Origin of the sequence: uncultured Roseibium sp. (genome assembly GCF_947494555.1) — a bacterium.
Taxonomy (GTDB): domain Bacteria; phylum Pseudomonadota; class Alphaproteobacteria; order Rhizobiales; family Stappiaceae; genus Roseibium.
This window is the reverse complement of sequence record NZ_CANLVF010000005.1, coordinates 103,373-129,654: the sequence shown is the minus strand read 5'-3', so window position 1 is coordinate 129,654 and position 26,282 is coordinate 103,373. Positions and strand designations below refer to the sequence as shown.

Genomic DNA, 26,282 nt, shown 5'->3' with positions numbered 1-26,282 from the left:
GAGGAGGAAGGACAATGACATACCGGACTATCTTGGGCGCACTGGGGTTCGCTCTCTGCACAACCGCAGCTTCGGCACAGGATCTGCCGCCGCTCGTCATGCAGCCTAACGCCGAGCGTGTGACCTTCGAACACATCGACGCGCTCAATGCCTGCGACTGGAACCGGCTGATGGCCCAGTATCCCGAAGAAGTGCTCTTCATCCTGCCGAATGGCGTGTGGATCGAAGGCCGCAAGAACATTGGCGATGTCTTTGCAGGCTTCTGCAAGTCGCGTGAAGAAGGCGGCTTCAAGGGGGCGACCTTTATCGCGGAAAAAGTGAAGACAATCGGCGATACGGTGAACGTGTCCTGGCGCGTGGAAGCCGATTATCTCGCCGAGCCATACAAGGGCGCGGATGCGTATGTGACGCGCGACGGACTGATGTACGCGCAAGTTACCACGTTCGATCCCAACGACATGAAGTTCAAGTAGGCGAAGGCGGCAAGGTCGTGGTCAAGGTTGTCCGCAGTACAGTTTTGAAAGCACCGGTGGATGCCGTGTGGGAGATCCTGCGCGACTTCAACGGCCACGACCGCTGGCACCCTGCAGTCGCAACAAGCCAGATGGAACGGGGTGAAAGTTCGGACAGGGTCGGCGCGGTCCGCCGGTTCCGGCTGCAGGATGGTTCGGAACTGCGCGAGCAGCTGCTGACGCTTTCCGATCTGGAACAGTCTTTTTCTTACTGCCTGCTCGATACACCGGTGCCGCTCTTCAACTACGTCGCACATGTCCGGCTCTTCCCAGTGACCGACGGGGACTGGACCGTGTGGGAATGGGAGAGCCGGTTCGATACGCCATCAGGCCGGGACAAGGAACTGGCGGCTCTTGTTGGCGATGACATTTACGTCGCCGGCTTCAAGGCAATTGCAGAACATATGGGTGTGGAGGCGTAGCGAATGGTTACGGTAACGACGGTCGATACGCTTCAGGAAGCGGCAGCAGGCGTTGGACGCGAAGCTGTTTATCTTGGGGGAGGAACCCTGGTGATGCGCGGCGTGAACTATGGTGACCAGCAGATTTCTGAAATCGTGCGCCTGCGCAGCCAGGATAGCCTGCGGGTTATCCGGTCCGAAGGCGACCGTATCGTCCTGGGCGCGGCTGCGACGATGGGTGACGTTCTCCGGTCTTCGGATTGTGCTGCGCTTCATGTCGTCGCCCGTCAGGTGGGCGGTCCCGCGGTCCGTAACATGGCGACCGTCGGCGGTAATATCTTCGCGCCTCACCCCTATGGCGACTTTGCTGTTGCTTTGCTTGCGCTTGATGCGCGGCTGCGCATGTCGGATGGAAGTGATCTTGATCTGGAGACCCTGCTCGCCGCGCGCGGCAGCGAAAGACGGCTGATTGAGTCCGTTTCCATCATGAGACCGGCAGGAGACGATTTCCGCTTTCGAAAGGTCAGCCGGGTCAAGCCCAAAGGCGTATCCCTGATGAGCCTGGCTGCCTGGCTGCCGCGCCGCGCGGGTCGGATCGCCGGAGCACGCATTGCCTATGGCGCCATGGCGCCGACACCGGTGAGGATCAAGGCAGTTGAAGCGGCGCTTGAAGGGGTGAGCCTCGATGCAAACAGCATCAGCGGTGCGATAGCAGCTGCGGCACAGGGGCTCAATCCACCTGACGATCCGCTTGCGTCCGGTTGGTACCGGACACAGGTCGCGCCGGTTCATCTGAAACGGCTGCTTTTGGGTGAGGGAGGCAGATAATGACGAAACGTCCGGTCCAGTTTCAGCTGAATGGGTCTCCCGTTGCGGTGTTCACCGACGAAGGCCAGAACCTTCTTGATCTGCTGCGCCGAGGCGTGGGTGATCTGTCGCCGAAGTTCGGCTGCGGGCAGGGAACCTGCGGCAGCTGCACCGTTCTTGTTGACGGAGAGCCGCGTCTGAGCTGCCTGACGTTGGCTGAAACCGTGGAAGGCCAAAGTGTCGAGACCACGAACGGTCTCGCGAACGGCCCCGATCTTCACGCGCTTCAGGAAGCCTTCATGGAAAATTTCGCGGCCCAGTGCGGTTACTGCACTCCAGGCATGCTGATGGCGGCCAAGGCACTCTTGGACCGAACGCCCCGGCCGAGCCGGGAGCAAGTTATTGAGGCGATCTCGGGCAACATCTGCAGGTGCACGGGCTACGAGCCGATCATCGACGCCATCATGGCAGCCAGCGGTCAGCCAGTCAGGAGGGCCGGCTGATGTCGTCGGTTGAATTCAGAAAAGATCTCTTTGCCGATGAGCGGGACGACAACCTGCAGGAAATCGGCAAACCGACGCGCCGCCAGGATATCCTGGGACACGTCACGGGCCGTTCACCCTACTATGACGATCACCTCTTCGACGGTTTGCTTCATATGCGGTGCGTGCGTTCGCCGCATCACCATGCCCGCATCCGTTCCATTGACACCTCGCAGGCCGAGCGCATGCCCGGCGTCGTTCGTGTGGTCACGGCGCGCGATGTTCCGAACAACCTGAATACGCTGCTGTCGCTGATCAACTTCGGCAAGGATGAGGAAAAACTCATCCAGGATACCAAGGTTGCCTATGTCGGCGAACCAGTCGCTGCGGTGATCGCCGAAACCGAAGGTCAGGCGCGGAATGCCTGTGCGGCCATAAGGGTCGACTACGAGGTCCTGGCGAATGTGCTCGATCCGGAAGAGGCACTTAAACCGGACGCGCCTGTCGTCAACGAGGTCTATCCGAACAACACCTTCGACTATCACGACCGATACGATCACCAGAAGCTGCGCTTCGGGGATGTCGAAAAAGGGTTCTCCGAAGCAGATCACATCGTAGAGGGCGAATACCAGATGTCGCCCATCGAACAGGCTCCCATCGAGACTTGTGGTGCAATTGCAGCGCCGGAAACCAACGACCGCTTCGTTTGTTACACCTCGACCCAGGCGCTTTTCTTCTCGCTCGGCACCACGGCGAAGCTCCTGAACATGGCGTCGTCGAGGCTGCATTTTGTCGGCGGCACGGTGGGTGGCGGCTTCGGCGGCAAGGTCGACAGCATCGTGGAACCGCTCTCGGTTCTGGGAGCTGTCCTGACCGGGCGGCCTGTCAAGTTCATGTGGGACCGCGCCGAGGAAATGCAGGTGGGTGCACCGCGCGGTGCGGAGCGCTGGCGGATCAAGGACGGCGTTGCCAGTGACGGACGGATCCTGGCGCGCGCATTCACCGGTTTCTTCGATGCCGGCGCTTACACGCGGCTGTCCTCTTACGCCATCATCAAGTGTACCGGCCATATCCCGGGTCCCTATTCGATCCCGAATGTCGCCTCGAATGTCTTTTGCGTCTTTACCAACCGGACGCCGGCCACGGCCATGCGCGGCTTCGGCATTACCGGCGTCGACTTCGCCATTGAGTGCCACATGGACAAGGTTGCCGAGGCTGTCGGGATGAACCCGATAGAACTCAGGATCCTGAATGCCTATCGCGATGGTGACATGAAACCACATCGCAGGCTCGCCAAGAACGCGGCCCTGATAGAATGCTGTCAGGTTGCCAGCCAGAAAGCCGGGTGGCCAATCAGCGCCGATGCCGCGCGCCAGTCCAGCCTTCACGGCGGTGGCGGCGACAGGGCAATTATTCCGGAGAGCCTCACGGACAGCGTTGGCCGGATCGGAGAGCGCCGGACGAGTTCGATCCCGACCGAGCCGGGGCAGGGGGCGCCGTCAAAAGGCCGCGTTGCTGCCGGGACGCAAGGTGTGCCGATCGTTGCCGCCGCACCGCAGGACGAGGATATGGTCGGAGATCCGGTGCGCATGGGGTTCCGTCATGCCCCGTCGGCATCGCCGCAAACACCCGGCCAGCCATCAAGGCTGGCAGTGCCACCGGCCACGCCGGCTCCGCAGAGCATTCCGTCGGCGCCCGTATCGGCGCAGCCTCCTGTCCCGCCACCGTCTGCGCCACCACCAGCCGCGCCCCAACCCTCAGCGACACAAGCTCCGCAAGCGCCAGCTGAAACCGCGCCTTACAAGCCCGAACAGCCGTTTTCCAGAGGCGTCAAACGGCCCGGTGTCTCGCGTTTTCTGTCCGGTTCAAGGAGGCGCTGATCATGGCCATTCACAAGGGACGCGGGTTTGCCTGCATCAACTATCCGATCGGCATGAATCTCGGCGGCGATCCAAGCCAGGCGCTGGTTCATTCAACGCCGGATGGCAAATTCATGGTGTCCCTGTCCTCCATCGATCTGGGGCAGGGCATGAAATCGGTCACGCGCCAGATTGCGGCGGAAACGCTCGGTGTTCCGGTGTCGGATGTCTATGTCGACACGGCGGACAGCGACACCGGCCCGCACTGCATGGGTTCGTTTGCCTCGCGCGGGACGCACAGGGTTGGCAACGCGGTCATCCGCGCGGCAACAGAGGCCCGCAAAGCCCTGCTGGAGGCGGCGGCGGAAGAACTGGAAGTCAATGCAAGCGATCTTGAAACGGACGGGCAGGGAAACATCCAGGTCAAAGGGGCCCCAGGCCGGACAATCACCGTTGCCGACACAGCTATTGCAGCCCAGTTCAAGCAGGGCCGGACGCTTTCCGGTCGCGGGATCTTTCTGATCCCACCGTCAGACGTTGATCCCGATACCGGCGAGATGACGCCGGTTTCCTGCTTCGCGCACGCTGCCCTCGTCGTCGATCTGGAGGTGGACGATGAGACGGGCGAAGTCTCCGTCACCGAAATCAATTCGGCCTATGAGGTCGGGCGCGCGCTGAACCCGCGTCTGGTCGAACAGCAGCTGATCGGCGGGGCCTGGATGGGTGTTTCACACGCGCTTTACGAGACGACCGAGCCCTATTATCCGGACAGAAGCCACGGCCCGGAGGACTTCAATTCCTATTTGATGCCGGGCCCGGGCGAGGTCGTGAATCACAACATTGCTGTGCTTGAACGACCGGCGGAGGACGCACCCTTCGGCGGCAAGGGTCCCGGCGAGATGTGCGCCAATCCGGTTCTGCCGGCAGTCGCCAACGCGGTCTACAATGCAGTCGGCGTGCGCTGCGACACGCTTCCCATTACGCCGGAAAAGGTTCTGCGCGGCATTCTTGCCAATGGCGGCGCCCGGCCGCAGGGGAGCCGCTAACCCATGCCCGTCAAGCCGTCCATCGTCGGAATAGACAGCCCGGAAAGGCTGCGCGATGCGCTCATCGCCGCGCAGTATATCGCCGGCGATGATCTTTCGACGGCGGCCTATCTGGCTCTTGCGCTTGGCAAACCCCTGCTTCTGGAGGGCGCTCCCGGCGTCGGCAAGACGGAGGCAGCGAAAGCAATCTCGTCCATCCTTGGGCGGCGAGTCGTACGTCTGCAATGCTTTGAAGGCATCGATGCGGCCTCAGCCCTTTATGAGTGGAACTACACCCGCCAGATGCTGGCAATCCGGCAGGCCGGGGATGACTACGTCAACATCTACGAAGACCAGTTTCTGCTCCAACGGCCCATGCTGGAGGCGTTGCGGTCTCCCGATGACTGCGTGCTTCTGATTGACGAGATCGACCGCTCGGACCAGGAATTCGAAGCTTTCCTTCTGGAGTTTCTGTCCGATTTTGCCATCTCCATCCCGGAAACCGGTACCGTGCGTGCCGCACGCCCACCCGTTGTCGTCCTGACATCAAACAGGACGCGCGACCTTCATGAGGCTCTGCGCCGCCGTTGCGTCTATCACTGGATCGACTACCCGGACATCCATCTGGAGGCCAGGATCGTCATGGCCCGGGCGAGTTCGGTTGCAGAGGCAACAGCACACGCGGTCTCTGGGGCGGTCGCGAAACTGAGGACCGAGCCGCTCGCCAAACCGCCGGGTGTCGCGGAGACCGTGGAATGGGCGGAAGCAGCGACACTGCTGCATGATCAGGGAGCTACCTGGCCGGAAGCCTTCAGAAGGGCGATCGGCGTCGCGCTGAAGGATCATGACGATCTAACCTTTCTTGAAGGTCGGATCGACAGTTTCATGCCGCAGGAGGCCGCATGACCCTTCCGCGCGCCAGCAGACCCTTCGTCGAATTTCCCGCGATCCTTCGAGCGCATGGATTTGCCGTGTCGACGGATCAGACCATTGCCTTTCTGGAGGCAATCGGCCTTCTGGGACCGCGTGACGTGATCGACATACGGCGCGCCGCCCTGGCAACTCTGGCCATTCCGAGGGAACGGCATGCAGAATTCGATGCCTTGTTTCAGGCGTACTTCCTGGGGCAAAGCCTTGCCGCACCGATCGAGGACGAAGACGGAGACGACGGTGTCGAGGCCTATGAGCCGTCTTCCGACAGGATCGACATCGATCAGGAAGAGGGTGACGAAGAACCCGGTGAGCTTGCAACCTCAGCAGAGCTGCTTGGGCGCCGCCAGTTTGCAGCGGTCGATGACGCGGATGCCCTGAGGCTGCTGGCGCGGCATGCGCCGAAGGTTCTGCCGCGCCGTCAATCCTACCGGCGGTCGTTCGACAATCGGGGTAACCGGATCGACCTGCGCCGAGCGTTGCGGCAGGCGCTCAGACGCGACGGCGAAGTGTTCGATCTGCCGCAGACACAACGAAAAACCAAGCAGCGCCGAATTCTGCTGCTGATCGATGTCTCCGGGTCGATGAAGGACCAGAGCGAAGCTTCGCTTCGATTTGCCCACACGCTGGTTCAGGCTGCCGACAGTGTCGAAGTGTTCAGTCTCGGAACCCGGCTGACGCGCATCACCGTTCCGATGAAAATCAGGAACACCGAACAGGCGCTTGATGCGGTGGGAGCGTCGGTTGCCGACTTTGACGGCGGGACGCGTATTGGCGAGGCATTGGCAGCTTTCCTCGCCGTGCCTCGCTTTTCTGCCTATGCGCGCGGTGCGGCAACGCTGGTTATTTCCGATGGACTTGAACGCGGCTCACCGGAGGCATTGATCGACGCTGTCAGGAAACTGTCGCGCGTGTCCTGGCGTCTCGATTGGCTGTCTCCCCTTGCCGCCGACCCTCTTTATGAGCCGCGCACGGAAGCACTTTCCGGCTGTCTGCCCTATCTCGACACGCTTGTTCCCGGTGACCGGGTCGAGGCCCTGTGCAACCACGTTCTGAACCTTGCGAGGCCGGCATGATCGACGCCCATCATCACATCTGGCTTCAAAAGGATCTGCCCTGGCTTCTGGGACCAGAGCAACCGCGCATCTTCGGCCCCTATGCGGCGATCAAGCGCGACTACATGATCGCCGAATTCCTGAAGGACCTTGAAGGTACCGGCATCGAGAAATCGGTCTACGTCCAGGCAAACTGGGCTCCGAACTGGTTCGAGGACGAGGTCGCCTGGGTTCAGTCGGTGGCGGATGAGAGTGGCTGGCCGCATGGTATCGTCGGCTTTGCCGATTTCACGGTGGAAGACGTCCGGCCGCAGCTCGACCGGCTGAAGAAATATCCCTTAATGCGCGGCATCCGGCAGCAGCTGCACTGGCATGAAAACCCGCTTTACCGCTTCGCGCCGCACCCGCGACTGCCAGCCGACCCGACTGTCCGGCAGAACATAGCCCGTCTTGCCGAGTACGGCTGGTCGTTCGATCTGCAGGTGTTCGCTTCGCAAATGGAAGATGCCGCCGGGCTGGCTGAAAGCTGCCCGGACGTTCAATTCGTCCTGATGCATGCGGGCATGCTGGAAGATACCAGCCCGGAGGGCGTCAAGATCTGGCGCAAGGGCATGAAACGTCTGTCCCAATGCCCGAATGTCGCAACCAAGCTGTCGGCCTTCGGAACGTTCATCCATCGCAATGACCCGGAATTCATTGCCTTCATGATCAAGCAGAGCCTTCAGCTCTTCGGCGCTGAACGCTGCATGTTCGGCTCGAACTTTCCAATCGAAAAACTCTGGACCAGTTACGCAGACCTCTTTGCTGCCTTCCAGGAAGGGGCGAAGGGGCTGCCGAAGAGCAAAAGACAAGCGATTTTTCACGACACGGCTGCACGGATCTACCGGTTGTAGCCGCCTGCCTTTCATCTATGGGAGAAATAAAATGGCCCTTACCATCCACGTTCTGGATTACGGAGATATCGAGCTTGAGACATCGTTTCTCGTGCTCGGCCACGAATGTGGCCGTATCCGCAGGGTACCGGTTTACGGGTTTCTGATCCTTGGCGGCACCCATCCGGTACTGGTCGACACGGGATATCGCGACAATGCGATCATGGAAAGCCTCGGCATGCGGGGGCTGCAATTCCATGACAACATGATCGAAAACCAGCTTGCCAAACACGGTCTGAAGCTTGGCGATATCCGCTACATCCTGCACACGCATCTTCATATCGATCATGCCGGCAAGGACGACAAGTTCCCGATGAATACGACGGTAGTCCTGAACCGCAAGGAGATGGAGTTCTCGGTCTCCGGCATCATGTACCCGCAATACCCAAAGCCGGACATCATGCATCTGGTCGAGCGGATCTACGAGCCGGAAGCCATGCGCTTCCTGGATCTCGAAATCACCGGAGCGGAAGAAATCATTCCGGGAGTCTGGTGCGAGGCCGCAGGGGCCCACACCGAAGGCTCCATGAATGTCATCGTCGAAACGGCGGAGGGGCTTGCCTGTATCTGCGGCGACGTCATCTACGATTTCAACGACCAGATCGTCAATCACGTCCACACCAACAACTGGATGGAACCGCGCGTAACGGGCAATCATGCCGGCTCGAAGCGTGAGGAGAAGGGCGCGATCAAGAAACTGCTCAACAACTACACCTTCCTGCTCCCGGTCCATGACCGGCCCGCGAAAATCCAGAACCAGCAGGTTGTCGGGCGGCTGTCCATGACGGTTCCGGGCCCGATGACAGAAACTGTCCCGGAACGGCAGTGGTTCCCGATGTAACGCGACTGATCTGGGCAAGCATGAGCTTCCCGCCAAAGGAAAAACAGGGAGGGACCTGTGGGCCATACCGTTGTTGACCCGAAGTTTCTGGAGCTGATGGACCAGCATGCCGCCGTTGAGCGGATTGGGACCGGATTTGTGTTTACCGAGGGCCCCATCTGGCATCCGAGCGAACAGTATCTCCTGTTCTCCGATATGCCAGGGGATGTGCGGCGCAAGTGGACCAGGCAGGCTGGCGTGAGCGAATATCTGCGTCCGTCCAACAAGGGCAATGGCATGACCTACGACGCGGAGCTCAACCTCCTCGTCTGCGAGCATGCAACAAGCTCGGTCGCCCGGTTCCGCCCGGATGGAACGCGCGAATTGCTGGCCTCCCATTTTGAAGGCCAGGAACTCAATTCCCCGAACGACATTGTGATGCGCTCCGATGGTGCGATTTTCTTCACCGATCCGACCTATGGCCGCATGGAGCATTTCGGCGTCCCGCGTCCGCTACAACTGGGTTTTCAGGGTGTCTACATGCTCCCGCCAGGCCACAAACCCGGTGATGAGGCGATCCTCGTATCCGACCGCTACATGTTCACGCAGCCCAACGGCCTGTGCTTTTCACCCTGCGAACGCTGGATGTGGGTCAACGACACCGAACAGGCCAACATCCGCATGTTCGATGTCGGCGAGGACGGCCGGCTCAGGAACGGACGCATCTTTGCATCCGGCATCAAGGACGCGGTCAAGGCGGGCGTTCCGGACGGCATGAAGGCCGATGCGAACGGCAACGTCTGGGTCACCGCACCCGGAGGGGTTTGGGTCTATTCATTTGAGGGAATGCTGATCGGTAAGGTCGAGGTTCCCGAGATGGTTGCCAATCTGCATTGGGGCGGCGAGGACTGGCAGACGCTCTTCATGTGCGCCTGCACGTCGGTCTATGCCGTTAAAACCAAGGTCCGTCCGAGCTCCGAGCCTTTCATGACGGCGAAACCCGTGCCAGCGCAAGCCGCAGCGAGCACTGCGCACGGTACAGCGCTCACCGCCCCGTCCAAGGGGCTGGAACTTGCGGAGTGCCCGCCGCTTGATCCGAAAAAGACGGCGCTTCTCATCCAGGATCTGCAGAACGATGTCATGATCGACGGCGGCGCGTTTGAGGGCACGGGATCTCCGCAGCATGCACGTGAACAGAATGTGGTCGCCAACGCCATAGCCCTTGCCGACACTGCGCGGCGGCTCGGCATGCCGGTCATTCACATCTGGATGGTTTGCGAACCCGGCCATCCGCTCCTTTCCCACCATGCGCCGCTTTTTCAGGGGCTGAAGGGCGAAAATGCGCTAGTGCGGGGAACCTGGGGTGTTGCCCCTGTTCCCGGTCTGGAGCCCAAGCCGGGAGATCTCGTCTGCGAAAAGATGTCCATGAGCGCCTGGGAAACCTCCCGCCTGGAAAGCTATCTGCGTCATGCTGGTATCGATACGATCATCAACACCGGTTCGTGGACCAACATGAGTGTCGAACACACCGCACGGACGGCAGCCGATAAAGGTTTCCGAGTGGTTGTGCCGGAAGATGCCTGCTCTACAATGAATGCCGATTGGCACCGGGCTTCGATCAACTTCGCCATGCAGAACGTGGCGAGCGTTACATCTGTGGCCTCGGTCATGTCCGTATTGCGGTAGGAGAAACGAATTTATGACCAGGACGGCGATCGTAACCGGGGGAGCACAGGGAATAGGCTTTGCCTGCGCGCAGAAGCTTAAGGCCGACGGCGCACGGCTGGTTCTTTGGGATATGGACGAAGAGGCTCTCGCCGCGGCAGCTTCCGAACTCGATGCAGTAACGGTCAAGGTCGACCTGTCGGACTGGGACGCAGTTGAGAAGGCCTATGAGCAGACAAAATCGCAGGCAGGAAGCCCGTCCATTGTCGTCAATTCGGCCGGTATCGCAGGCCCGAATGCCCCGGTAGAAGACTATCCGGTCGCGTACTGGAACCGGATCATGGAGATCAACGCGAACGGTTCGTTTTACCTTTTGAAAGCCGTGCTGCCCGGCATGAAAGCCGACAACTACGGCCGTGTCGTCCTGATTTCCTCCGTCGCAGGCAAAGAGGGCAATCCCAACGCCTCCGCGTACAGCGCCTCGAAGGCGGCTGTGATGGCGCTCGCAAAAAGCGCCGGAAAGGAATGCGCCGGCTTTGATATTGCCATCAACGCGATCACGCCCGCCGCAGCCCGCACCCGCATCTTCGACCAGATGAGCGAAGAGCACATCAACTACATGCTCTCCAAGATCCCGCGAAACCGTTTCCTGGAAGTGCGCGAAGCCGCCAACATGGTCAGCTTTCTCTGCAGCCCGGAAAACAGTTTCACGACGGGAGCTGTCTTTGATCTCTCGGGTGGCCGCGCAACTTACTAGAGCAAATCCCGTGAATCTTGCATTAATTGCTGCTGGCACGCTGTTCACTCGGCATGGCGCGTGACGACGGGAAGTGCGGTGCACCGGTCTTTGGCGCACCGGTCATGCGCCGCGGTTCGCTGCCGCGACGCATTCTGCTGTTTAATCTGTCAATACAGATCGATCACCTCAAAGTCGGTCGAAAACACCGCGACCTTTTCACCGACGTGATAAGTCTCGCTATCCAGCGACTGTTCTTCTTCGACCCGCAGAGAAACCGTACCGTCATCTTCAAGCAACTTGCGTAGCGCGGCGGTGTTGTTGCCATTGAACGTCTGCATGTCGGCAAACAGAAATGCATCTGCGTCCGCATCCAGTTGTGTCCAGCCGTCTCCGACGCCGCTGACGCTGCTCGCGGTCAACAGGTCACTGTCGCCGCCTTCAACCGCGAACCAGTGCACGTCTTCTTCCGCATGAATGCCATCGGCGAGTTCTTCCTCTTGCAGGCGCACCTTGAAACCATTGCCGTTCACGCTGCTCAGGCGTGTTGTCACGGCAGCTGTGTCATTGGCACTGGCAACCTGCGAAAAGACAAGCGCGTCGTCCATGCCGGAAAAACAGACTTTTGTCGGCGTCTCATCAGAGGCAGTCGTTTCACCGAAGGCGATCTTTCGGCCGTCCTCGAGCGTGTATTCACCCGCACTCGCGGCAAGCCAGGTGATCTGCTCGTTCATGTGCCAGCCGTCCAGATAGTCCCATTCCTCAATCTGGTACTCAAAGCCCTGGTCGGTGACATTTCGGACGCGCGTCATTGCCGCGTGCGGGCCGTTGGCCGTGAGCGGTGCCATCACGACAATTGCGTCTTCGATCGTAGTGTCGAAACTGACGCTGTGCCAGGTGTCACCGTCAGGCTGCATGATCTTCTCGGACCCGAGTTGAATCTTCCCAACGGGCTGGTTCGCTTCGATGATGTCCAGAAAGTCAACGCGTGCATATTCATACTGGTCCTGTGCGCCTTCGATCGTGATCTGTGCGCCGACCTCCAGATGAACGCCTTCCAGGCGCAACTCCCGAAAACTGTTGGGACCCGGACCAGCATCGCCTGTATTGTCATCCAACTGAAAGATGAACGGCTCATTTCCGGAGATGGTCACGGTAAGCTGTCCCACGCCATCGCTTTCGTCGTAGACGCCGAGCACGATGTCATAGGTGCCTTTCGCGCCTTCAAAAACGGCAGAGAGCTCACCCGCAGCATCGCTCAACGCTCCACCCGGATCATTCGGGTTTCTCAAGCTGGCGACCGCGTTGCCGGAAGCGCTTTGCACTGCCTCCACGGTGTAGTCTCCCGACAGTCCCAGAGACTCGGCCTCTGATCTGCCAAGACCGATGCTGACGGGCTCCGGCTCCGGCTCCGGCTCTGGCTCCGGTTCGGGCTCCGGCTCTGGTTCCGGCTCTGGTTCGGGCTCCGGCTCCGGTTCTGGTTCGGGCTCAGGCTCTGGTTCGGGTTCCGGCTCTGGTTCGGGCTCCGGCTCCGGTTCGGGCTCCGGCTCAGGCTCTGGATCCGGCACGGGGTCCGGTTCGGGCTCAGGTTCAGGCAGGGCGGAACCGACCGAAACCCTGACTTCCGCTGGTGTAAAGTTGCCGTTTTCATCACGGGCCCAATAGAGGAAGCTGTCTTCGCCTGTAAATCCGAAATCCGGGGTGTAGACAACTTGTCCTAAGGCGTTCAGCGCAACCTTGCCGTGGTCCGGCTGCATAAAGCCGTCAACAACGAGCGTGTCGCCTTCCGGGTCGCTGTCATTTGCGAGCACGTCAATCACAACCGCTTCGCCGGCATGTGTTTCGGCAACATCATCCACTGTCTGTGCGGCCTGGCCCTCCAGCTCAATCAGCCCGTGATTGGTGGTGTTCGCCAGAACGTAACTGGGATAAAGCAGTTCCACGACATGCGTGAACTTGATCAATTCGCCGGTTGCCCGGTCAGCGATGAAGTCCTCCACGAGCATGACGTTCCGGCCGTCACCGGTTTCGTAGTACCCGTTTTTCGCGACCAGTTCGCGCACCTCCCAGAAAGGGAGGGGACCGCCGTCATTGTCGAAGTAACGTTCGCGCGAACCGATGCTGTCGGTCTTGATACCGTTCAGGTCGAGGCCGTCCTGATATCCGACAACGTGGTACAGCGCTCCGTCAAATGATAACCGGTCCGCAACAAGCTCGTCGGAAGACATGAAAAAGTGTTTCGCCGGATCGTAACCGAAGACATTCTGGCCATTGTTGATGAAAACGGGATCTATCAGGATGTTGTCGAAGTCTTCGGCAAAGAAAGTCGTCACGTTCCTTGAGAAGTCGAAGCCGTTTTCGAAGCCCTCTATTTCCAGTCCGTTAAAGACCATGTCCCGCGCATTGGTCCCAAGCCTGACACCATATTCGGCCGATCCAAGACCGTTGCTGCTGTCCGTGCCGACAAGACGGAAATCGTTCAGCGTGTAGTGCCCGGTATAGGAAAGGTTTGCGCCCTGAGAGACCTCCCAGGCGATGAAGCCATCCAGAACCGAGCGAACATCGTGTCCCTGTTCCGGGTTTGCCTTCAGGACATGGATGCCGGTATGGGTTCCAAAGGCTTCGTTGTCGCGGAAACCCTGGATGGGAGGCTTGTTGTAGGCCAACTGATCATCGCCGAAGGCGATCTCCGGCTGGTCGAGATTTTCGGCAAGCGGTTCGCCGGACATGCCGCGATGCATCCATACGAACCCGTTGGTCGTGTTTGCGGCGACGCTGTCACTGACTTCCACGAGGCGGCTGGCAAGAAAGAAACCGTCGCCCGTGCGGCCGAGATCGGCTGCAAAGACATCCTGCTGGTCTTTGATCGTCCAGTTCCCGTAACCGATACCTTCCGACTTGATGGCAAGGTTCCGGCTCCAGGTTCCGGTCTCGTCGCCGGCTTCCGCAACAAAGGCTGCACCAAATACGTCATACGCGACGTTGTCATAGAAATTGGCATGGCTGGAATGATGCACCAGACCCCAGCCGGGAGAACCCGAAACGACCGTGCCGATCGCGAGCGCCGGACTGTCCTGGTCTTCGGTGCCTGCCACATGGAAATGCGCCGAATATCGACCCTTCACATTCGTGTCCGGCTGAATGTCGTCAACACTGGAGGCATCTACAGCACGTTCCGACTTGTCCGTGCGTCCCAGATCTTCAAAGGCGACATACCGGACGTCGACTTCGTTGTTATGCATGAACATGACGTGCCCGCGCTCATGTATGGCAGCACCGTCTTCACTGGAAAATGTGACGTTGCGCGTCATGTTGGAGACGTAGGCGGAAAGATCCCCTGACGGCGCATCGTGATCAAAATTGAGTGGCGGTTCGAACGTTATGACGTTGCCGCTGATATCGGCAATGACGATCTCTTCGTCCTGCGTGCCTGTCCAGGTGGGGCCACTCCCGTAGTTCTGCCAGCCTTCCTTGTGGGTTCCGGTCAGAACCAGCTTGTCACCAATGGCCCATCCGTCGGGAACAGAGTCCAGCTGTAGCGATGTGTCGCCGGCCATGGGAGCAGCGTCGACGGAAAGATATGCCGTTTTTTCCGCTCCATGGATATCGACTTCGCCAGTTGCGATCAGACCGCGGGACAACAGGCTTTGGTCCCAGGAGACGTCGATGTTGCCATTGTTGGCAAAGACGATATCGGCGCTGACATTGGCATCGATCGGATTGTGCTCGGACCCGATCTCCAGATGCCCGGAATGTGCAACGACAAGTGTGTCGACGACCATGCGCGTGTCGGAATTCGTCGCAAAAGACAGGTCCCCGTCGACGCGAACCGTAAAGAGCGAGGTATCGCTCTCAGCGTCATAGCGCACTGCAATGCCTTCTGGTACCAGAACCCTCGCGCCTTCATCGGGAACGCGTCCCTCGAACCAGGTGGCAGGATCTGACCAATCGCCGTCGCGAACTGCAACATGGGTGGCATCACCGCGCGGCACCAGATCCATTAGCTGCCCGTGTTCTGACATCTGATCCATGTCGTGACCATGAGGGTGGACTTCAGGCAGTGCTTTTATCAGCGCGACATACGCTTCGATTTCAGCGTCGGTCGCGTTCGCGCCAGGCGGTGCGACAGGGGCTTGGGTTGCGATGTGATCGTGATGCATAGCTCAAACTCCAAGTGTTAGCGGCATGAGGCGGCGTCGACCTGAAAACCGTATCAAAGCGGGCAAGCAGGGATACGGGCATTGGCGCACAAACAAAGTGCGCGTTCGCATGAGTTTGAATTATCGGATTTTACGGTTTGTTTACGTCCGTTGGAACCGAGGCGGATTTTGGCAGATTTGCTGAATTTATTTGGATCGCCCTTCCCGAAAACACTGCGTCGACGATCTCGCCTGGCCATCGGATTTGCCCACAGCAAACAATTTTTTGCTCAAAAAAAAGGTTTTTTACTCCCCGCCTCGGCATGGGAAATGTGTTCAAAAAAAGGGCGAAACCTCCCGGATTGGTCAATCATGCGTTTGTCCGGCGTAGGCGCTTGCCCGCATGGAAGACCGTTGTGAAAACACCTTCATCCACTTCTTGAGGTTTTCGTGCTTAGGCATGAATTGGTCGAGCTCGCGAAATGTCGCCCAGTCCAGTGCGCAGGCGAGCGCTATTGTGCCAACCGTCACCTCGTCTTCGCGCGGTACGTCTTGTTCCAGATAGGCGTAACTTGCCGCGAGTTTGGCGATCAAACCATCGCGCAGCGTTTCATAACGAAGGTGCTCGGGTCTTCTTTCGATTTCCCATCGGATGGCAATACCTGTCTCGCACATACCCGAGGCCAAGGCCTGTTGCCTCAGAGTGCGCATGCGCTTGTCAGGGGACGTTGGAAGCAGGGGTGTCTTGTCTTCCTGCGAACAAAGATATTCGCAGATCACCGCGGAATCGTAGAGCGGTGTCTCGTCGCTCAAAATCAGCACAGGCACTTTCCCAAGAGGGTTTAAGGAAGATACCGCCGGATTGGCATTTGTCGGGCTGGTTTCCTGATGCTCGATTGAGATGTCACTTCGCCCCAGCTCATGGATCAGAACGACAACCTTGCGTGCAAAGGGAGAATGCGTTTGTGAAAGGAGTTTCATGCCTCAGCCTTCCGATCCATTGACGAGAATGATTTCGAACGATGTGGGACGCGACCTGGAGGGCACGAAAACAGGTGGGGTGCGCCCGATTGCTCCACAACATACGGGTGAGCGCGGTTTCAAAGCATCTGCGAGCACGAAGCGATTGCTGCGTCTTTTACAAATGCCTTGATGCGCTCTTACTTCCACCAACGAACTTCCATCAGACCTTAAGCGGTGGCGGCTTGTGCTTCGTCGGGTTCATGACTTCGATCTCGACCCGATAGATCTTTTTACCGCTACCGCCTCCAAGCATCAGTGCGTCGGAATAGTGATTGTGACTGGCAGGCTGATGGATGTCATGATCGTGCGTATAGAGGGCCCCAATGAGCAAATGGCCCAGCTCATGTGCAAGTGTCCGTGCGACTGCGTCCACTTTCGTTAGCCGGCCGATGGATCTGTCATCCAGCAGGCACATGGGTACGGAATGCTGATGCGCATTCATGGCGCCTCTCACCCCGAAGGGTTTCTTCTGACCTTCCACTATTGTGTCCATCTCGCGGACGATGAATATGTTGACCGTCTTCACCTCTTTGGCGCCATGTGGCTGAGGAAATGACCTGTCAATCAGGAAGGGCGCAAGATACTTCCACTCATCATTTTCCGCATTAGCGCTGTCTCTGGTAACAACACGGCCCAAACGCTTGCCGGTGTCTTTGTGAGACAAGTCTTTTTCGCCCTTGAGATCGATCTCAATATTGCACTGAGGCGTGAGAATTTCGCTGTTTGCGATTTTCAGGATCGTTCGCAACTCCGAGGAAGAAACACGCGATTTCATCGCCGGTCCGTGCTGCACATGGAAGACAAAGATCGGAATAACACGGCGCGGCTTGACCGAGACATATATCCTCAGATGCCTGTCGTTCTGAAGGATATCAAGTCTGCAAGACTTGCACGGTGACAATCCTTTCAGCTTCAAGCGATCTTCCTTGAAGGTCGCGCGCAGCAAAGGCTCTTTTGTGAAGGAGCTGACAATCCCGTCTTCATCAATGCCGTTGTTGAGGATTTGTACGGGCTGGCTCGGGTCGACGCCGAGTTGAACCTCGCGTTCAGCGTCGATAGGGACCATGATCCAGGCGCCATCGCGTGCAGCTATCGCAGAGAAATCATCCGGCCCGAGTATTTGTGCTGGCGGTGGAAAGCTGTCGAATCCACCTTTGTGATCGAGTGGCCCGACGACCGGGATCTTTGGGAGTTTGTCAAAATCGATGGATTTGGAAGGTTCGGGCCAATCAGGCTCCCACGTTCCCGGACCGTCAGGGTCATGCTTCCATTTTTCGCGCGAAGCGATGTCGTTGAGTGCAGATATTGTTCTCCCTACCGGGTCAACCCGGCGGTCCGGGTTTGCAAAGCCAACGACTTTTTTCTGAAAATCGCCAATGAGATCTTTGGTATTGGGGCCGTTGATCCCGTCTGGCACCAGCTGAGGTCGATCGGGGTCAAGCAGCTCGTTCAAGCGCTCCTGCACTTTACGGACATCGGCAATATTGTTGCGGGCCATCTCGCCCACAGATCGTTCAATCTGAATTCTTTGCAACATGCATGTATCTCGTCTGCGCAAACAAAACGTAAGGCAGGTGAAGCGAAGGCTGTGAACCGGCGTTCGCTCATAACATCAACGCGTGTACACCTGTTCTCAGCGTCTATTTCACCTCACCAAGGTGAGCACCTGAAAAGCTGAAGTTCCGGCTGGAGCGTGATTCAGCGGTGCCATCCGAGCCGAGATAGGCAACGACGGGTGCCAGGAGAACCTGCAAAAGTGCATAAACCTCATGCAGGGAAAGGCAAAACGGTAAAGGGCTGTTGCGTCATAAACTGATGGGAAGGTGCAAAGCGCTTCCAATCAGGATCTTTTCCATCTGCGAATTCAATACTAACCCCGGACCTCGACACGGCTCTGGTAGGCGTCAAGTTCACTGATCAACTGTGCCCCGGTCGGGCGGTGGTGGCGTTCGCAGAATTCTTCCCAGACAGCGCCGAACGGCAGATCCTTCAGCTCTTCTGTCAGGACAAGGCGCGCCGTGAAATCGAGTGTGGTCTCGGCTTCTTTCAGGCGGTCAAGCGGTGAGAGCAGGGCCCTCAAAAGGGATTTTTGCATGTTCCGGGTACCGATTACCCAGGCCGCGGTCCGGCTGATCGTGGCATCGAAGAAATCCAGTCCGATGTGGGTTTTCTTCAGAAGGTCTTCGCTGACCAGCGCCTGACCCATTGCGAGGATGTCATCGTTCAGCAGGATCACATGGTCGCTGTCCCATCGCATTGGCCGGGAGACGTGCAGCAGCAATTCGTCCACCGAAAGCGCCACCGCGCTCAATTTGTCGGCAATGTTCTCGGTCGGGTGGAAATGGCCCATGTCGAGGCAAAGCAGCACGCCCTTGCGGATCGCATAGCCGAGATAGAACTCGTGGCTTCCGACCGTGTAGGCCTCGACCCCGATGCCGAACAGCTTGCTTTCAACCGCGTCGCGCATGTGCGCCGGGTCCTGACGCTCGGCGAGCATGTCATCAAGCGATGCCTCGAGCCGCGCACGCGGTGCCAGTCGGTCGACCGGCAAATCCTTCATGCCGTCGGGCACCCAGATGTTGTTTATGGCAGGTGAGCCAAGTTCAGCGCCGATTGCAGCCGCAATTTCGCGTGTCCGCCGTCCATGTTCGATCCAGAAGTCACGAATGCCGGCGTCCGGATGGGCGAGTGTGAGGTTATCGTCGGCCCTTGCGTGGGCAAAGAATGTCGGGTTGAAATCGAGCCCGAGCCCCTGGCTCTTGGCCCAGTCGACCCATGCTGCAAAGTGGCGATATTCGATCTCGTCACGATCCGGGCTTTCGTTCGTGTCCATATACATGGCATGGAGATTGAGACGGTGCGTCCCGGGAATCATCGAATAGGCAAATTCAAGATCCGCGCGCAACTCGTCCGGCGTCCGCGCCCGGCCCGGATGATTGCCGGTCGCCTGGATGCCGCCGCCGGAAGAGCCGGATTTCTGTTCGAAGCCGACAACGTCGTCGCCCTGCCAGCAGTGCATCGAGATCGGTATCTCCGCCAACCGGCGAAGGGCCGCCTCTGTGTCCACGTCCCATTCGGCAAACCGGGATTTCGCAGTTTCATAAGTCATGGCAATACTCTACCGCGTGAAGGCCTGGACGTTACCGGCATCGACATTGAGGATGTTTCCGGTCGATTTCGCCGAGGCCTCTGACGCAAAAAAGTAGCTCGCCTCGGCAATATCTTCCGGCAATACGGAGCGTTTCAGGAGCGAGCGCTGGCGGTAATGCTCCTCCAGCTCCGACGTGTCCTTGCCATAGGCCTGCGCGCGCTCCTTGAGCCAGCTTCCGGACCAGATTTTGGAACCGCGCAGCACAGCGTCCGGATTGACAACATTGACGCGGATGCCGTCCGGTGCACCTTCAAGAGCAAGGCAGCGGGCGAGATGCAGCTCCGAAGCCTTGGCCGTGCAATAGGCACTGGCGCCCGGCGAGGCGGCGAGACCGTTCTTGGAACCGATAAAGACGATCGACCCACCGATGCCTTGTGTCTTCATTGTTTGGAAGGCCGCGCGCGAGACGAGGAAATACCCGGTCGAAAGGATCGACATGTTCCGGTTCCAGAGGTCCAGTGTCGTCTCCTCGACAGGAGCGGACGAGGCGATGCCTGCATTTGAGAGCAGTATGTCGACGCCGCCGAATTCGAGCGCCGCACGGGCGAAACTGTCGGCAACGGCATCCTCGCTGGTGACATCCATCGTCACTGTGCAAACGACATCGCTGGAGAAGCGGTCGGACAGGTTTTCTGCGGCAGCAGCAAGCGCCTCGCCATCGATATCGGCGAGGACAACACAGGCACCTTCGCGCAGGAAACGCTCGGCGGTTGCCGAGCCGATGCCGCCGGCTCCGCCTGTTACAAGAGCAATCTTGCCGGCAAGGCTTTTTGGCTTCGGCATTCGCTGGAGCTTTGCTTCCTCCAGCAGCCAGTATTCTATGTCGAAAGCTTCCTGCTCCGGCAAACCACAATAGGTCGAAACGCTTGATGCTCCGCGCATGACGTTGATGGCGTTGGTATAGAACTCACTGGAAATGCGCGCCGTCGCCTTGTCCTTGGCAAACGTGATCATGCCGACGCCTGGGACAAGGTAAACCACGGCATTCGGATCGCGCAGGGCAGGGCTGTCCTCGTGCTTGCAGCGGGCGTAATAGGCGGCGTAGTCGTCGCGATATGCCTCGACGGCCACACCAAGGCCAGACAGTGTATCGCTGATATCCGGGCTCTCGGGGTCGAAGTCAACGACCAGTGGCCGGATCTTGGTGCGCAGGAAATGGTCCGGGCAGCTCGTGCCGAGGCGGGCAAGCTGTTCCATGTCCCTGGAGCAGACGAATTCCAGGACAGCGTCGCTGTCATCAAAGTGACCGACCATGTGCTGCTTTCCCGAGACCATTCCCCGGATGGCAGGCATCAGCTTCGAGGCAACAGCCCGGCGTTCAGCCGGAGCAAGCGCCCGGTGTTTTGAACCGCCAAATGCATCCTTGCCACTTGTTTTGTCTTCAAACCAGGCAATGGCCTTGTTGATGATTTCCAGCGTGGTTTCGTAACAGGCTCGCGCGTCATCGGCCCAGGTGAAGAGGCCGTGGCTCTCCAAAACGACACCGCGCGCGTCCGGATTTTCCAGACAGAACTTTTCCAGCCACAGGCCGAGCTCGTATCCGGGACGTTTCCAGGGCAACCAGCCGATATCGCCGCCGAAGATCTCGCGCGTGATTGCCTTGCTGTCGCTGGCGGCTGCAATTGCGATGATTGCGTCGGGATGCATGTGATCGACGTGCTTTTTCGGCACATAGGCATGCAATGGCGTGTCGATGGAGGCAGCGCGGGGATTAAGGTTGAATGTGCAATGGGGCAGATAGCCAACCATCTCGTCTTCGAAGTCGACGCCGCGATAAAGCCCTTTCAGCGCCCTGAGCTTGTCCATGTAAAGCGTTGCGAAACCGCCCATATTGATCGTGCCGACATCGCCGCCAGAACCTTTTACCCAGAGAACTTCGGCAGCTTCACCGGTGAGTGGGTCTTTCTCAAACACCTTGGCGGAGGTATTGCCGCCGCCATAATTGGTGATGCGCTTGTCTGAGCCGAGGAGGTTTGAGCGATAGAGCAGCAGTTCGGACTCGTTCATGCCGGAGGCCTTCTGGTTGTCCCAAAGATCTGCCAGCCGGGACCCGGCCGCGGAATTCAACATCTTTTCCTCCCTTGAACGCCTGACAGCTTGCGCCTCTTTGTCTAGAAATTCGCTTGATCACACCTGAATGTCAATCAAAAACGCGCAAAAACAATCATATTGCACTGCAAAATGATCATTTTTGACATTTTTTGATTGACATTGACTGGTGTAGGTGGAAACGTTTGATTGATGGGAGGACCAGATGCACGAAAAAGAACGTCACAGGATCATATTGTCCGCAGTCCAGGATCGTCCGGTTGTGACGGTGCAGGAGCTGGTGGCGTTAACGGATTCCTCGGAAGCGACAATCCGCAGGGATATTGCGCAGCTGCATGTGCAGAAAAAACTGCGAAGGGTTCGTGGCGGAGCGGAGTCCATTCATCCGCCGCAATTTGTGGGTCTGGCCGGTCGACCGTTTAGCGTCAACGAAACGATCAATATCGCGCAAAAACGCGCAATTGCGCAAAAAGCCGTCGAGCTTTGTGAAGACGGCGACGCGATCATCATCAACGGCGGAACGACCACGTTTCAGATGGTGCATCCGCTGGCAACCAAACGATGCCAGGTATTCACCAACTCGTTTCCGATCGCGGAGCATCTTCTGAAGAACTCCAAAAACACGATCATGTTGTCTGGCGGTGTGATTTACCGCGAGCAGAACATCATCCTGAGCCCTTTCGATAACGACGTCACCCGTAACTTCTATGCCAAGCGTATGTTCATGGGTGCGCAGGGGCTTGGGCCGCTCGGTCTGATGGAAGCCGATCCGCTCTTGATCCAGGCTGAACAGAAGCTGATTGGGCAGGCAGACGAACTGGTTGTGCTGGTGGATTCGTCGAAATTCAACGCAAGATCCAGCCTGATACTGTGTCCGCTGGAGCGGATCTCTGCCGTTATCACGGATGACGGCATTCCGGACAGCGCTGCCAAGATGCTGGAACAGGCAGATATCGAACTGATAGTGGCGCCGGTGAGCGCCGCACAAAGAAAGGCGACCTCGAGCGGGTAGCCGGTTTCTGCCGGACCTGGAGGAGGGGCGGCAGTTTTTTAGGGAGGAAGCAATGAAACTCTGGAAATCACTTCTGGCCGCAACCGCCATTGCCGCTGTGTCTATGGCCGGCCCGACCCAGGCCGAGGACAAACGCATCGCCATCGTCGTCAAGGCGCTCGGCATCGGCTTCTTCGAAGCGGCTGCAAAAGGCGCTGAAGAAGCCGCCAAGGAGCTTGGCGATGTCGAGATCATCTATACAGGGCCGACAGATACCACGGCTGAAGGCCAGATCGAGGTGATCAACGCACTGATCGCCCAGAAGGTCGATGCCATCGCGATCTCCGCCAATGATCAGGATGCGCTCGTGCCGGCCCTGAAAAAGGCCATGGATCGCGGCATCACGGTTATTTCCTGGGATTCGGGCGTCGCGGCGGAAGGCCGCCAGTTGCACCTGAACCCGTCGTCCAATCCGTTGATCGGCAACATGATCATCAAACTGGCGGCAGATCATCTGCCCGATGGCGGTGATGTCGCTGTCCTGTCCGCCTCCGCGACCGCCACGAACCAGAACACCTGGATCGAAGAGATGAACAAGGTGAAGGACAATTATCCGGGCATCAACGTGGTGGGCACCGTTTACGGTGACGACCTTGCGGACAAGTCCTATCGCGAAGCGCAGGGCCTGATGCAGACCTATCCGGACCTGAAGGCGATCATCGCCCCGACATCCGTCGGCATTGTTGCTGCCGCACAGGCTGTCTCCGATGCGGAAAAGGCCGGTGAGATCAACGTGACCGGTCTGGGCCTGCCATCGGAAATGGCGGGACATATTGAATCCGGTGCGTCCAAGTCTTTCGCGATCTGGAATCCGATCGATCTCGGCTATTCGGCCACCATGCTTGCTTACAACCTTGCCACCGGCAAAGCCGAAGCAGCGCCAGGTGCGGAAATACCGATGGGCCGCATGGGCTCGCTGACGCTCGATGATGGCAATGAAGGCGCGATGGCGGACCCGTTTGTCTATGACAGCTCCAACATCGACGACTTCAAGGACATCTTCTAAGCTGGTCGCAACGACCTGACGGAAACTGTCCGGGACCCGGTGCTTTTGCTCCGGGTTCTTTAAAGCGAACTGTTAACTCCAGGCTCCGGGAAATGGTGATGCTTGCGAACACGCAGGGCATAGCAGACGCGCATCCGCGTTCGGACGGCACGGTCGGCCCCGTTCTTTCCCTCACGGGCATTTCCAAGTCGTTTCCGGGCGTCAAGGCGCTCAACGATATCTCGCTGGAGCTTTTCCCGGGGGAAGTGACCGCCCTTGTTGGTGAGAACGGCGCCGGAAAATCCACCATTGTCAAAATCCTGACCGGGATCTACCAGCCCGACGAAGGTGAGATTTCGATTGCGGGCACGCCGGTAACGTTCCCTACGGCCCAGGATGCCGGACGTGCCGGCGTCACCGCAATTCACCAGGAAACCGTGCTCTTTGACGAACTTTCGGTTGCGGAGAATATTTTTATCGGACACGCACCGAGAACCCGTCTCGGTCTGATCGACCGCAAGGCCATGATCGAAAAGGCGCGCGAGCTACTGGAGCGGATCGGGGCCAGGATTGAAGCGACGGTCACGCTCAAGGATCTTGGAATAGCCAACAAACACCTGGTTGCGATCGCAAGAGCGCTCTCCATCGACGCCAGCATCGTCATCATGGATGAACCGACCGCGTCACTGTCGCACAAGGAAATAGAAGAGACTTACGAGCTGGTCGAGAGGCTTAAGGCCGAGGGCAAGGCGATCCTGTTCATCAGCCACAAGTTCGATGAGATCTTCCGCATCGCCGACCGCTACACGGTGTTCCGCGACGGTCAGATGGTAGGCGCTGGCAGGATCGCGGAGGTGTCCGAACCGGAACTGGTCAAACTGATGGTCGGCCGCTCGGTCGATCAGGTGTTCCCGAAACGAACACCGCAAATCGGCGAGGAAGTCCTGAAAGTGGTCGGCTATTCACATCCAACCGAATTCGAGGACATTGGATTTGAGCTGCGTGCCGGTGAAATCCTAGGCTTTTACGGACTGGTCGGTGCGGGCCGCAGCGAATTCATGCAGGCGCTTTTCGGTGTAACGAAACCCTCCAAGGGTGCCATCCGCATAGACGGTCAGGTTGCCGTGATTCGCGACCCGAACGAGGCGATCCGCCGTGGCATCGTCTATGTGCCGGAAGACCGTGGCAGGCAGGGGGCAATCAAGGGGCTTCCTATCTTCCAGAATGTCTCGTTGCCGTCGCTTAGGGAAACGTCGCGGAACGGTTTCCTCAGACTGGCCGAGGAATTCAAACTCGCACGCGAGTACACGCAGCGGTTGGACCTGCGCGCGGCGGCGCTCGATCAGGACATCGGCGAACTCTCCGGCGGCAACCAGCAAAAGGTGGTTATCGCCAAGTGGCTGGCGACAAAGCCACGTGTCATCATCCTCGACGAGCCGACGAAGGGCATTGATATCGGCTCCAAGGCGGCCGTCCATGAATTCATGGCGGAACTCGCAGTACAAGGCCTGGCCGTGATCATGGTGTCCTCCGAGATACCCGAAATACTTGGCATGTCCCACAGGGCAATCGTTATGCGAGAGGGGCGCATAGCAGCTGAATTCGAGGGCGATGCGCTGACACCTGAAAACCTCGTGCGCGCTGCCGCCGGTATTTCGGAGGTCCGTCAATGACGCCGATTTTCCTGAGATCCCGCGAAGCGATCCTCGGTGCCGCCATTCTTGTGCTTGTCGGCGCAATTGCCTCGCGTTTCCCGGCCTTTGTCGCCCCGGCCAACCTCGCCAATGTCTTCAATGACACGGCACCGCTGATAATCCTGGCACTTGGCCAGATGGTGGTGATCCTGACCCGCTGCATTGATTTGTCGGTGGCTGCCAATCTTGCTCTGACAGGCATGGTTGTGGCGATGCTCAACACCGCAATGCCCGGCTTGCCTGTGCCAGTCATCCTCGTGATCGCGCTGACCCTTGGCGCGCTGATGGGTCTGTTCAATGGTATGCTCGTCTGGAAACTCGACATTCCTCCGATCGTGGTAACGCTCGGCACGATGACGATCTATCGCGGGATCATCTTTGTCATTTCGGGCGGCGAGTGGATCAACGCGCACGAAATGAGCGATGCCTTCAAGGCCTTCCCGCGAGAAGTCATTCTCGGTCTGCCGGTCCTCTCCTGGATCGCGATCTTCGTCGTCCTTGGATTTATCGTCCTGATTGGCCGCACATCGCTCGGGCGCGCTTTCTTCGCCGTTGGCGGCAATCCGCACGCCGCCGTCTATACCGGCATCAATGTCGGCCTCACCCAGTGCGCGGCCTATGTGGTTTCCGGCGCGCTGGCCGGGCTGACCGGCTACCTCTGGGTGGCGCGCTATGCGGTTGCCTATGTTGACATCGCCGGCGGCTTCGAGCTGGAAGTGGTAGCGGCCTGTGTCATTGGCGGCATCTCGATTGCCGGCGGTATTGGCTCGGTCGGTGGTGCACTGCTCGGCGCCCTGTTTCTCGGCATCGTCAAGAATGCCTTGCCGGTGATCAACATCTCGCCCTTCTGGCAGCTCGCCATTTCCGGCAGTGCCATCATTATCGCCGTCGCCTTCAACGCTACGTCCAACCGGACAAAGGGCAGGGTGATCCTGAAAAAAGCGGAGCATGCATCGTGAGCGTCAC

General features: G+C 58.6%; 21 protein-coding genes. 16 read left to right on the top strand and 5 right to left on the bottom strand.

Features of this window, described 5'->3' with window-relative positions:
* Window positions 1-14: 14 nt before the first annotated feature.
* The 12 genes from Q0915_RS23040 (at window position 15) to Q0915_RS22985 (ending at window position 11,245) form a co-directional block, all read left to right on the top strand.
* A complete protein-coding gene (locus tag Q0915_RS23040) occupies window positions 15-473 on the top strand; it encodes a nuclear transport factor 2 family protein (protein ID WP_299479487.1) in 459 nt (152 codons plus the stop codon).
* Between the two features lie 17 nt (window positions 474-490).
* Window positions 491-934: an SRPBCC family protein gene (locus Q0915_RS23035; RefSeq protein ID WP_299479484.1), complete on the top strand. Its 444-nt coding sequence runs from the start codon at window positions 491-493 to the stop codon at window positions 932-934.
* Window positions 935-937: 3 nt separating this feature from the next.
* Window positions 938-1,741, top strand: coding sequence for an FAD binding domain-containing protein (locus Q0915_RS23030; RefSeq protein ID WP_299479481.1), 804 nt, complete (start codon window positions 938-940; stop codon window positions 1,739-1,741).
* The gene (locus Q0915_RS23025; protein ID WP_299479478.1) at window positions 1,741-2,223 is read left to right on the top strand and encodes a (2Fe-2S)-binding protein; all 483 of its coding nucleotides are present in this window, start codon (window positions 1,741-1,743) and stop codon (window positions 2,221-2,223) included. Before Q0915_RS23030 ends, Q0915_RS23025 begins: the two co-directional genes overlap by 1 nt.
* A complete protein-coding gene (locus Q0915_RS23020; protein ID WP_299479475.1) occupies window positions 2,223-4,082 on the top strand; it encodes a molybdopterin cofactor-binding domain-containing protein in 1,860 nt (619 codons plus the stop codon). The genes Q0915_RS23025 and Q0915_RS23020 overlap by 1 nt, the downstream gene beginning before the upstream one ends.
* Before the next feature lie 2 nt (window positions 4,083-4,084).
* Window positions 4,085-5,107 carry a molybdopterin cofactor-binding domain-containing protein gene (locus tag Q0915_RS23015; RefSeq protein WP_299479472.1) on the top strand — a complete coding sequence of 341 codons (1,023 nt, stop codon included), beginning with the start codon at window positions 4,085-4,087 and terminating at the stop codon, window positions 5,105-5,107.
* Between the two features lie 3 nt (window positions 5,108-5,110).
* Window positions 5,111-5,992: a MoxR family ATPase gene (locus Q0915_RS23010; RefSeq protein WP_299479470.1), complete on the top strand. Its 882-nt coding sequence runs from the start codon at window positions 5,111-5,113 to the stop codon at window positions 5,990-5,992.
* Window positions 5,989-7,092 carry a VWA domain-containing protein gene (locus tag Q0915_RS23005; RefSeq protein WP_299479467.1) on the top strand — a complete coding sequence of 368 codons (1,104 nt, stop codon included), beginning with the start codon at window positions 5,989-5,991 and terminating at the stop codon, window positions 7,090-7,092. The genes Q0915_RS23010 and Q0915_RS23005 overlap by 4 nt, the downstream gene beginning before the upstream one ends.
* Window positions 7,089-7,964, top strand: coding sequence for an amidohydrolase family protein (locus tag Q0915_RS23000; RefSeq protein WP_299479464.1), 876 nt, complete (start codon window positions 7,089-7,091; stop codon window positions 7,962-7,964). The genes Q0915_RS23005 and Q0915_RS23000 overlap by 4 nt, the downstream gene beginning before the upstream one ends.
* 31 nt (window positions 7,965-7,995) lie before the next feature.
* On the top strand, window positions 7,996-8,844 hold the full coding sequence (locus Q0915_RS22995; protein ID WP_299479461.1) for an N-acyl homoserine lactonase family protein: 849 nt from the start codon (window positions 7,996-7,998) through the stop codon (window positions 8,842-8,844).
* A gap of 96 nt (window positions 8,845-8,940) precedes the next feature.
* A complete protein-coding gene (locus Q0915_RS22990) occupies window positions 8,941-10,509 on the top strand; it encodes an isochorismatase family protein (protein ID WP_299480577.1) in 1,569 nt (522 codons plus the stop codon).
* Between the two features lie 13 nt (window positions 10,510-10,522).
* Window positions 10,523-11,245, top strand: coding sequence for an SDR family oxidoreductase (locus Q0915_RS22985; RefSeq protein WP_299479458.1), 723 nt, complete (start codon window positions 10,523-10,525; stop codon window positions 11,243-11,245).
* Window positions 11,246-11,394: 149 nt separating this feature from the next.
* Here the strand turns inward: Q0915_RS22985 and Q0915_RS22980 are convergent, their stop codons facing one another.
* From Q0915_RS22980 to Q0915_RS22960, 5 genes are all read right to left on the bottom strand, one after another.
* On the bottom strand, window positions 11,395-15,384 hold the full coding sequence (locus tag Q0915_RS22980) for a G8 domain-containing protein (RefSeq protein ID WP_299479455.1): 3,990 nt from the start codon (window positions 15,382-15,384) through the stop codon (window positions 11,395-11,397).
* A gap of 345 nt (window positions 15,385-15,729) precedes the next feature.
* Complete coding sequence (locus Q0915_RS22975; protein ID WP_299479452.1) at window positions 15,730-16,344, bottom strand: glutathione S-transferase family protein; 615 nt, start codon at window positions 16,342-16,344, stop codon at window positions 15,730-15,732.
* Window positions 16,345-16,546: 202 nt separating this feature from the next.
* Window positions 16,547-17,923 carry a hypothetical protein gene (locus Q0915_RS22970; RefSeq protein ID WP_299479449.1) on the bottom strand — a complete coding sequence of 459 codons (1,377 nt, stop codon included), beginning with the start codon at window positions 17,921-17,923 and terminating at the stop codon, window positions 16,547-16,549.
* A gap of 333 nt (window positions 17,924-18,256) precedes the next feature.
* Window positions 18,257-19,495: an L-rhamnose isomerase gene (locus tag Q0915_RS22965; RefSeq protein WP_299479446.1), complete on the bottom strand. Its 1,239-nt coding sequence runs from the start codon at window positions 19,493-19,495 to the stop codon at window positions 18,257-18,259.
* 9 nt (window positions 19,496-19,504) lie between these two features.
* Entirely contained in the window at window positions 19,505-21,607 is a 2,103-nt protein-coding gene (locus Q0915_RS22960) for a bifunctional rhamnulose-1-phosphate aldolase/short-chain dehydrogenase (RefSeq protein ID WP_299479443.1), read from the bottom strand.
* Window positions 21,608-21,791: 184 nt separating this feature from the next.
* Between Q0915_RS22960 and Q0915_RS22955 the strand changes: the two genes are divergently transcribed.
* From Q0915_RS22955 to Q0915_RS22940, 4 genes are all read left to right on the top strand, one after another.
* Window positions 21,792-22,598: a DeoR/GlpR family DNA-binding transcription regulator gene (locus tag Q0915_RS22955; RefSeq protein WP_299479440.1), complete on the top strand. Its 807-nt coding sequence runs from the start codon at window positions 21,792-21,794 to the stop codon at window positions 22,596-22,598.
* A 52-nt stretch (window positions 22,599-22,650) separates the two neighbouring features.
* Entirely contained in the window at window positions 22,651-23,643 is a 993-nt protein-coding gene (rhaS, locus tag Q0915_RS22950; protein WP_299479437.1) for a rhamnose ABC transporter substrate-binding protein, read from the top strand.
* Between the two features lie 98 nt (window positions 23,644-23,741).
* Window positions 23,742-25,295 (top strand): sugar ABC transporter ATP-binding protein, encoded by a 1,554-nt coding sequence (locus Q0915_RS22945; RefSeq protein WP_299479434.1) that lies wholly within the window; start codon window positions 23,742-23,744, stop codon window positions 25,293-25,295.
* Entirely contained in the window at window positions 25,292-26,275 is a 984-nt protein-coding gene (locus Q0915_RS22940; RefSeq protein ID WP_299479431.1) for an ABC transporter permease, read from the top strand. The genes Q0915_RS22945 and Q0915_RS22940 overlap by 4 nt, the downstream gene beginning before the upstream one ends.
* The last annotated feature ends 7 nt before the right edge of the window (window positions 26,276-26,282 follow it).

Coding starts and splice junctions, on each gene's coding strand:
- Q0915_RS23040 (WP_299479487.1), top strand. CDS start 15: ATGACATACCGGACTATCTTGGGCGCACTGGGGTTCGCTCTCTGCACA.
- Q0915_RS23030 (WP_299479481.1), top strand. CDS start 938: ATGGTTACGGTAACGACGGTCGATACGCTTCAGGAAGCGGCAGCAGGC.
- Q0915_RS23025 (WP_299479478.1), top strand. CDS start 1,741: ATGACGAAACGTCCGGTCCAGTTTCAGCTGAATGGGTCTCCCGTTGCG.
- Q0915_RS23020 (WP_299479475.1), top strand. CDS start 2,223: ATGTCGTCGGTTGAATTCAGAAAAGATCTCTTTGCCGATGAGCGGGAC.
- Q0915_RS23015 (WP_299479472.1), top strand. CDS start 4,085: ATGGCCATTCACAAGGGACGCGGGTTTGCCTGCATCAACTATCCGATC.
- Q0915_RS23010 (WP_299479470.1), top strand. CDS start 5,111: ATGCCCGTCAAGCCGTCCATCGTCGGAATAGACAGCCCGGAAAGGCTG.
- Q0915_RS23005 (WP_299479467.1), top strand. CDS start 5,989: ATGACCCTTCCGCGCGCCAGCAGACCCTTCGTCGAATTTCCCGCGATC.
- Q0915_RS23000 (WP_299479464.1), top strand. CDS start 7,089: ATGATCGACGCCCATCATCACATCTGGCTTCAAAAGGATCTGCCCTGG.
- Q0915_RS22995 (WP_299479461.1), top strand. CDS start 7,996: ATGGCCCTTACCATCCACGTTCTGGATTACGGAGATATCGAGCTTGAG.
- Q0915_RS22990 (WP_299480577.1), top strand. CDS start 8,941: ATGGACCAGCATGCCGCCGTTGAGCGGATTGGGACCGGATTTGTGTTT.
- Q0915_RS22985 (WP_299479458.1), top strand. CDS start 10,523: ATGACCAGGACGGCGATCGTAACCGGGGGAGCACAGGGAATAGGCTTT.
- Q0915_RS22980 (WP_299479455.1), bottom strand. CDS start 15,384: ATGCATCACGATCACATCGCAACCCAAGCCCCTGTCGCACCGCCTGGC.
- Q0915_RS22975 (WP_299479452.1), bottom strand. CDS start 16,344: ATGAAACTCCTTTCACAAACGCATTCTCCCTTTGCACGCAAGGTTGTC.
- Q0915_RS22970 (WP_299479449.1), bottom strand. CDS start 17,923: ATGTTGCAAAGAATTCAGATTGAACGATCTGTGGGCGAGATGGCCCGC.
- Q0915_RS22965 (WP_299479446.1), bottom strand. CDS start 19,495: ATGACTTATGAAACTGCGAAATCCCGGTTTGCCGAATGGGACGTGGAC.
- Q0915_RS22960 (WP_299479443.1), bottom strand. CDS start 21,607: ATGTTGAATTCCGCGGCCGGGTCCCGGCTGGCAGATCTTTGGGACAAC.
- Q0915_RS22955 (WP_299479440.1), top strand. CDS start 21,792: ATGCACGAAAAAGAACGTCACAGGATCATATTGTCCGCAGTCCAGGAT.
- rhaS (WP_299479437.1), top strand. CDS start 22,651: ATGAAACTCTGGAAATCACTTCTGGCCGCAACCGCCATTGCCGCTGTG.
- Q0915_RS22945 (WP_299479434.1), top strand. CDS start 23,742: ATGCTTGCGAACACGCAGGGCATAGCAGACGCGCATCCGCGTTCGGAC.
- Q0915_RS22940 (WP_299479431.1), top strand. CDS start 25,292: ATGACGCCGATTTTCCTGAGATCCCGCGAAGCGATCCTCGGTGCCGCC.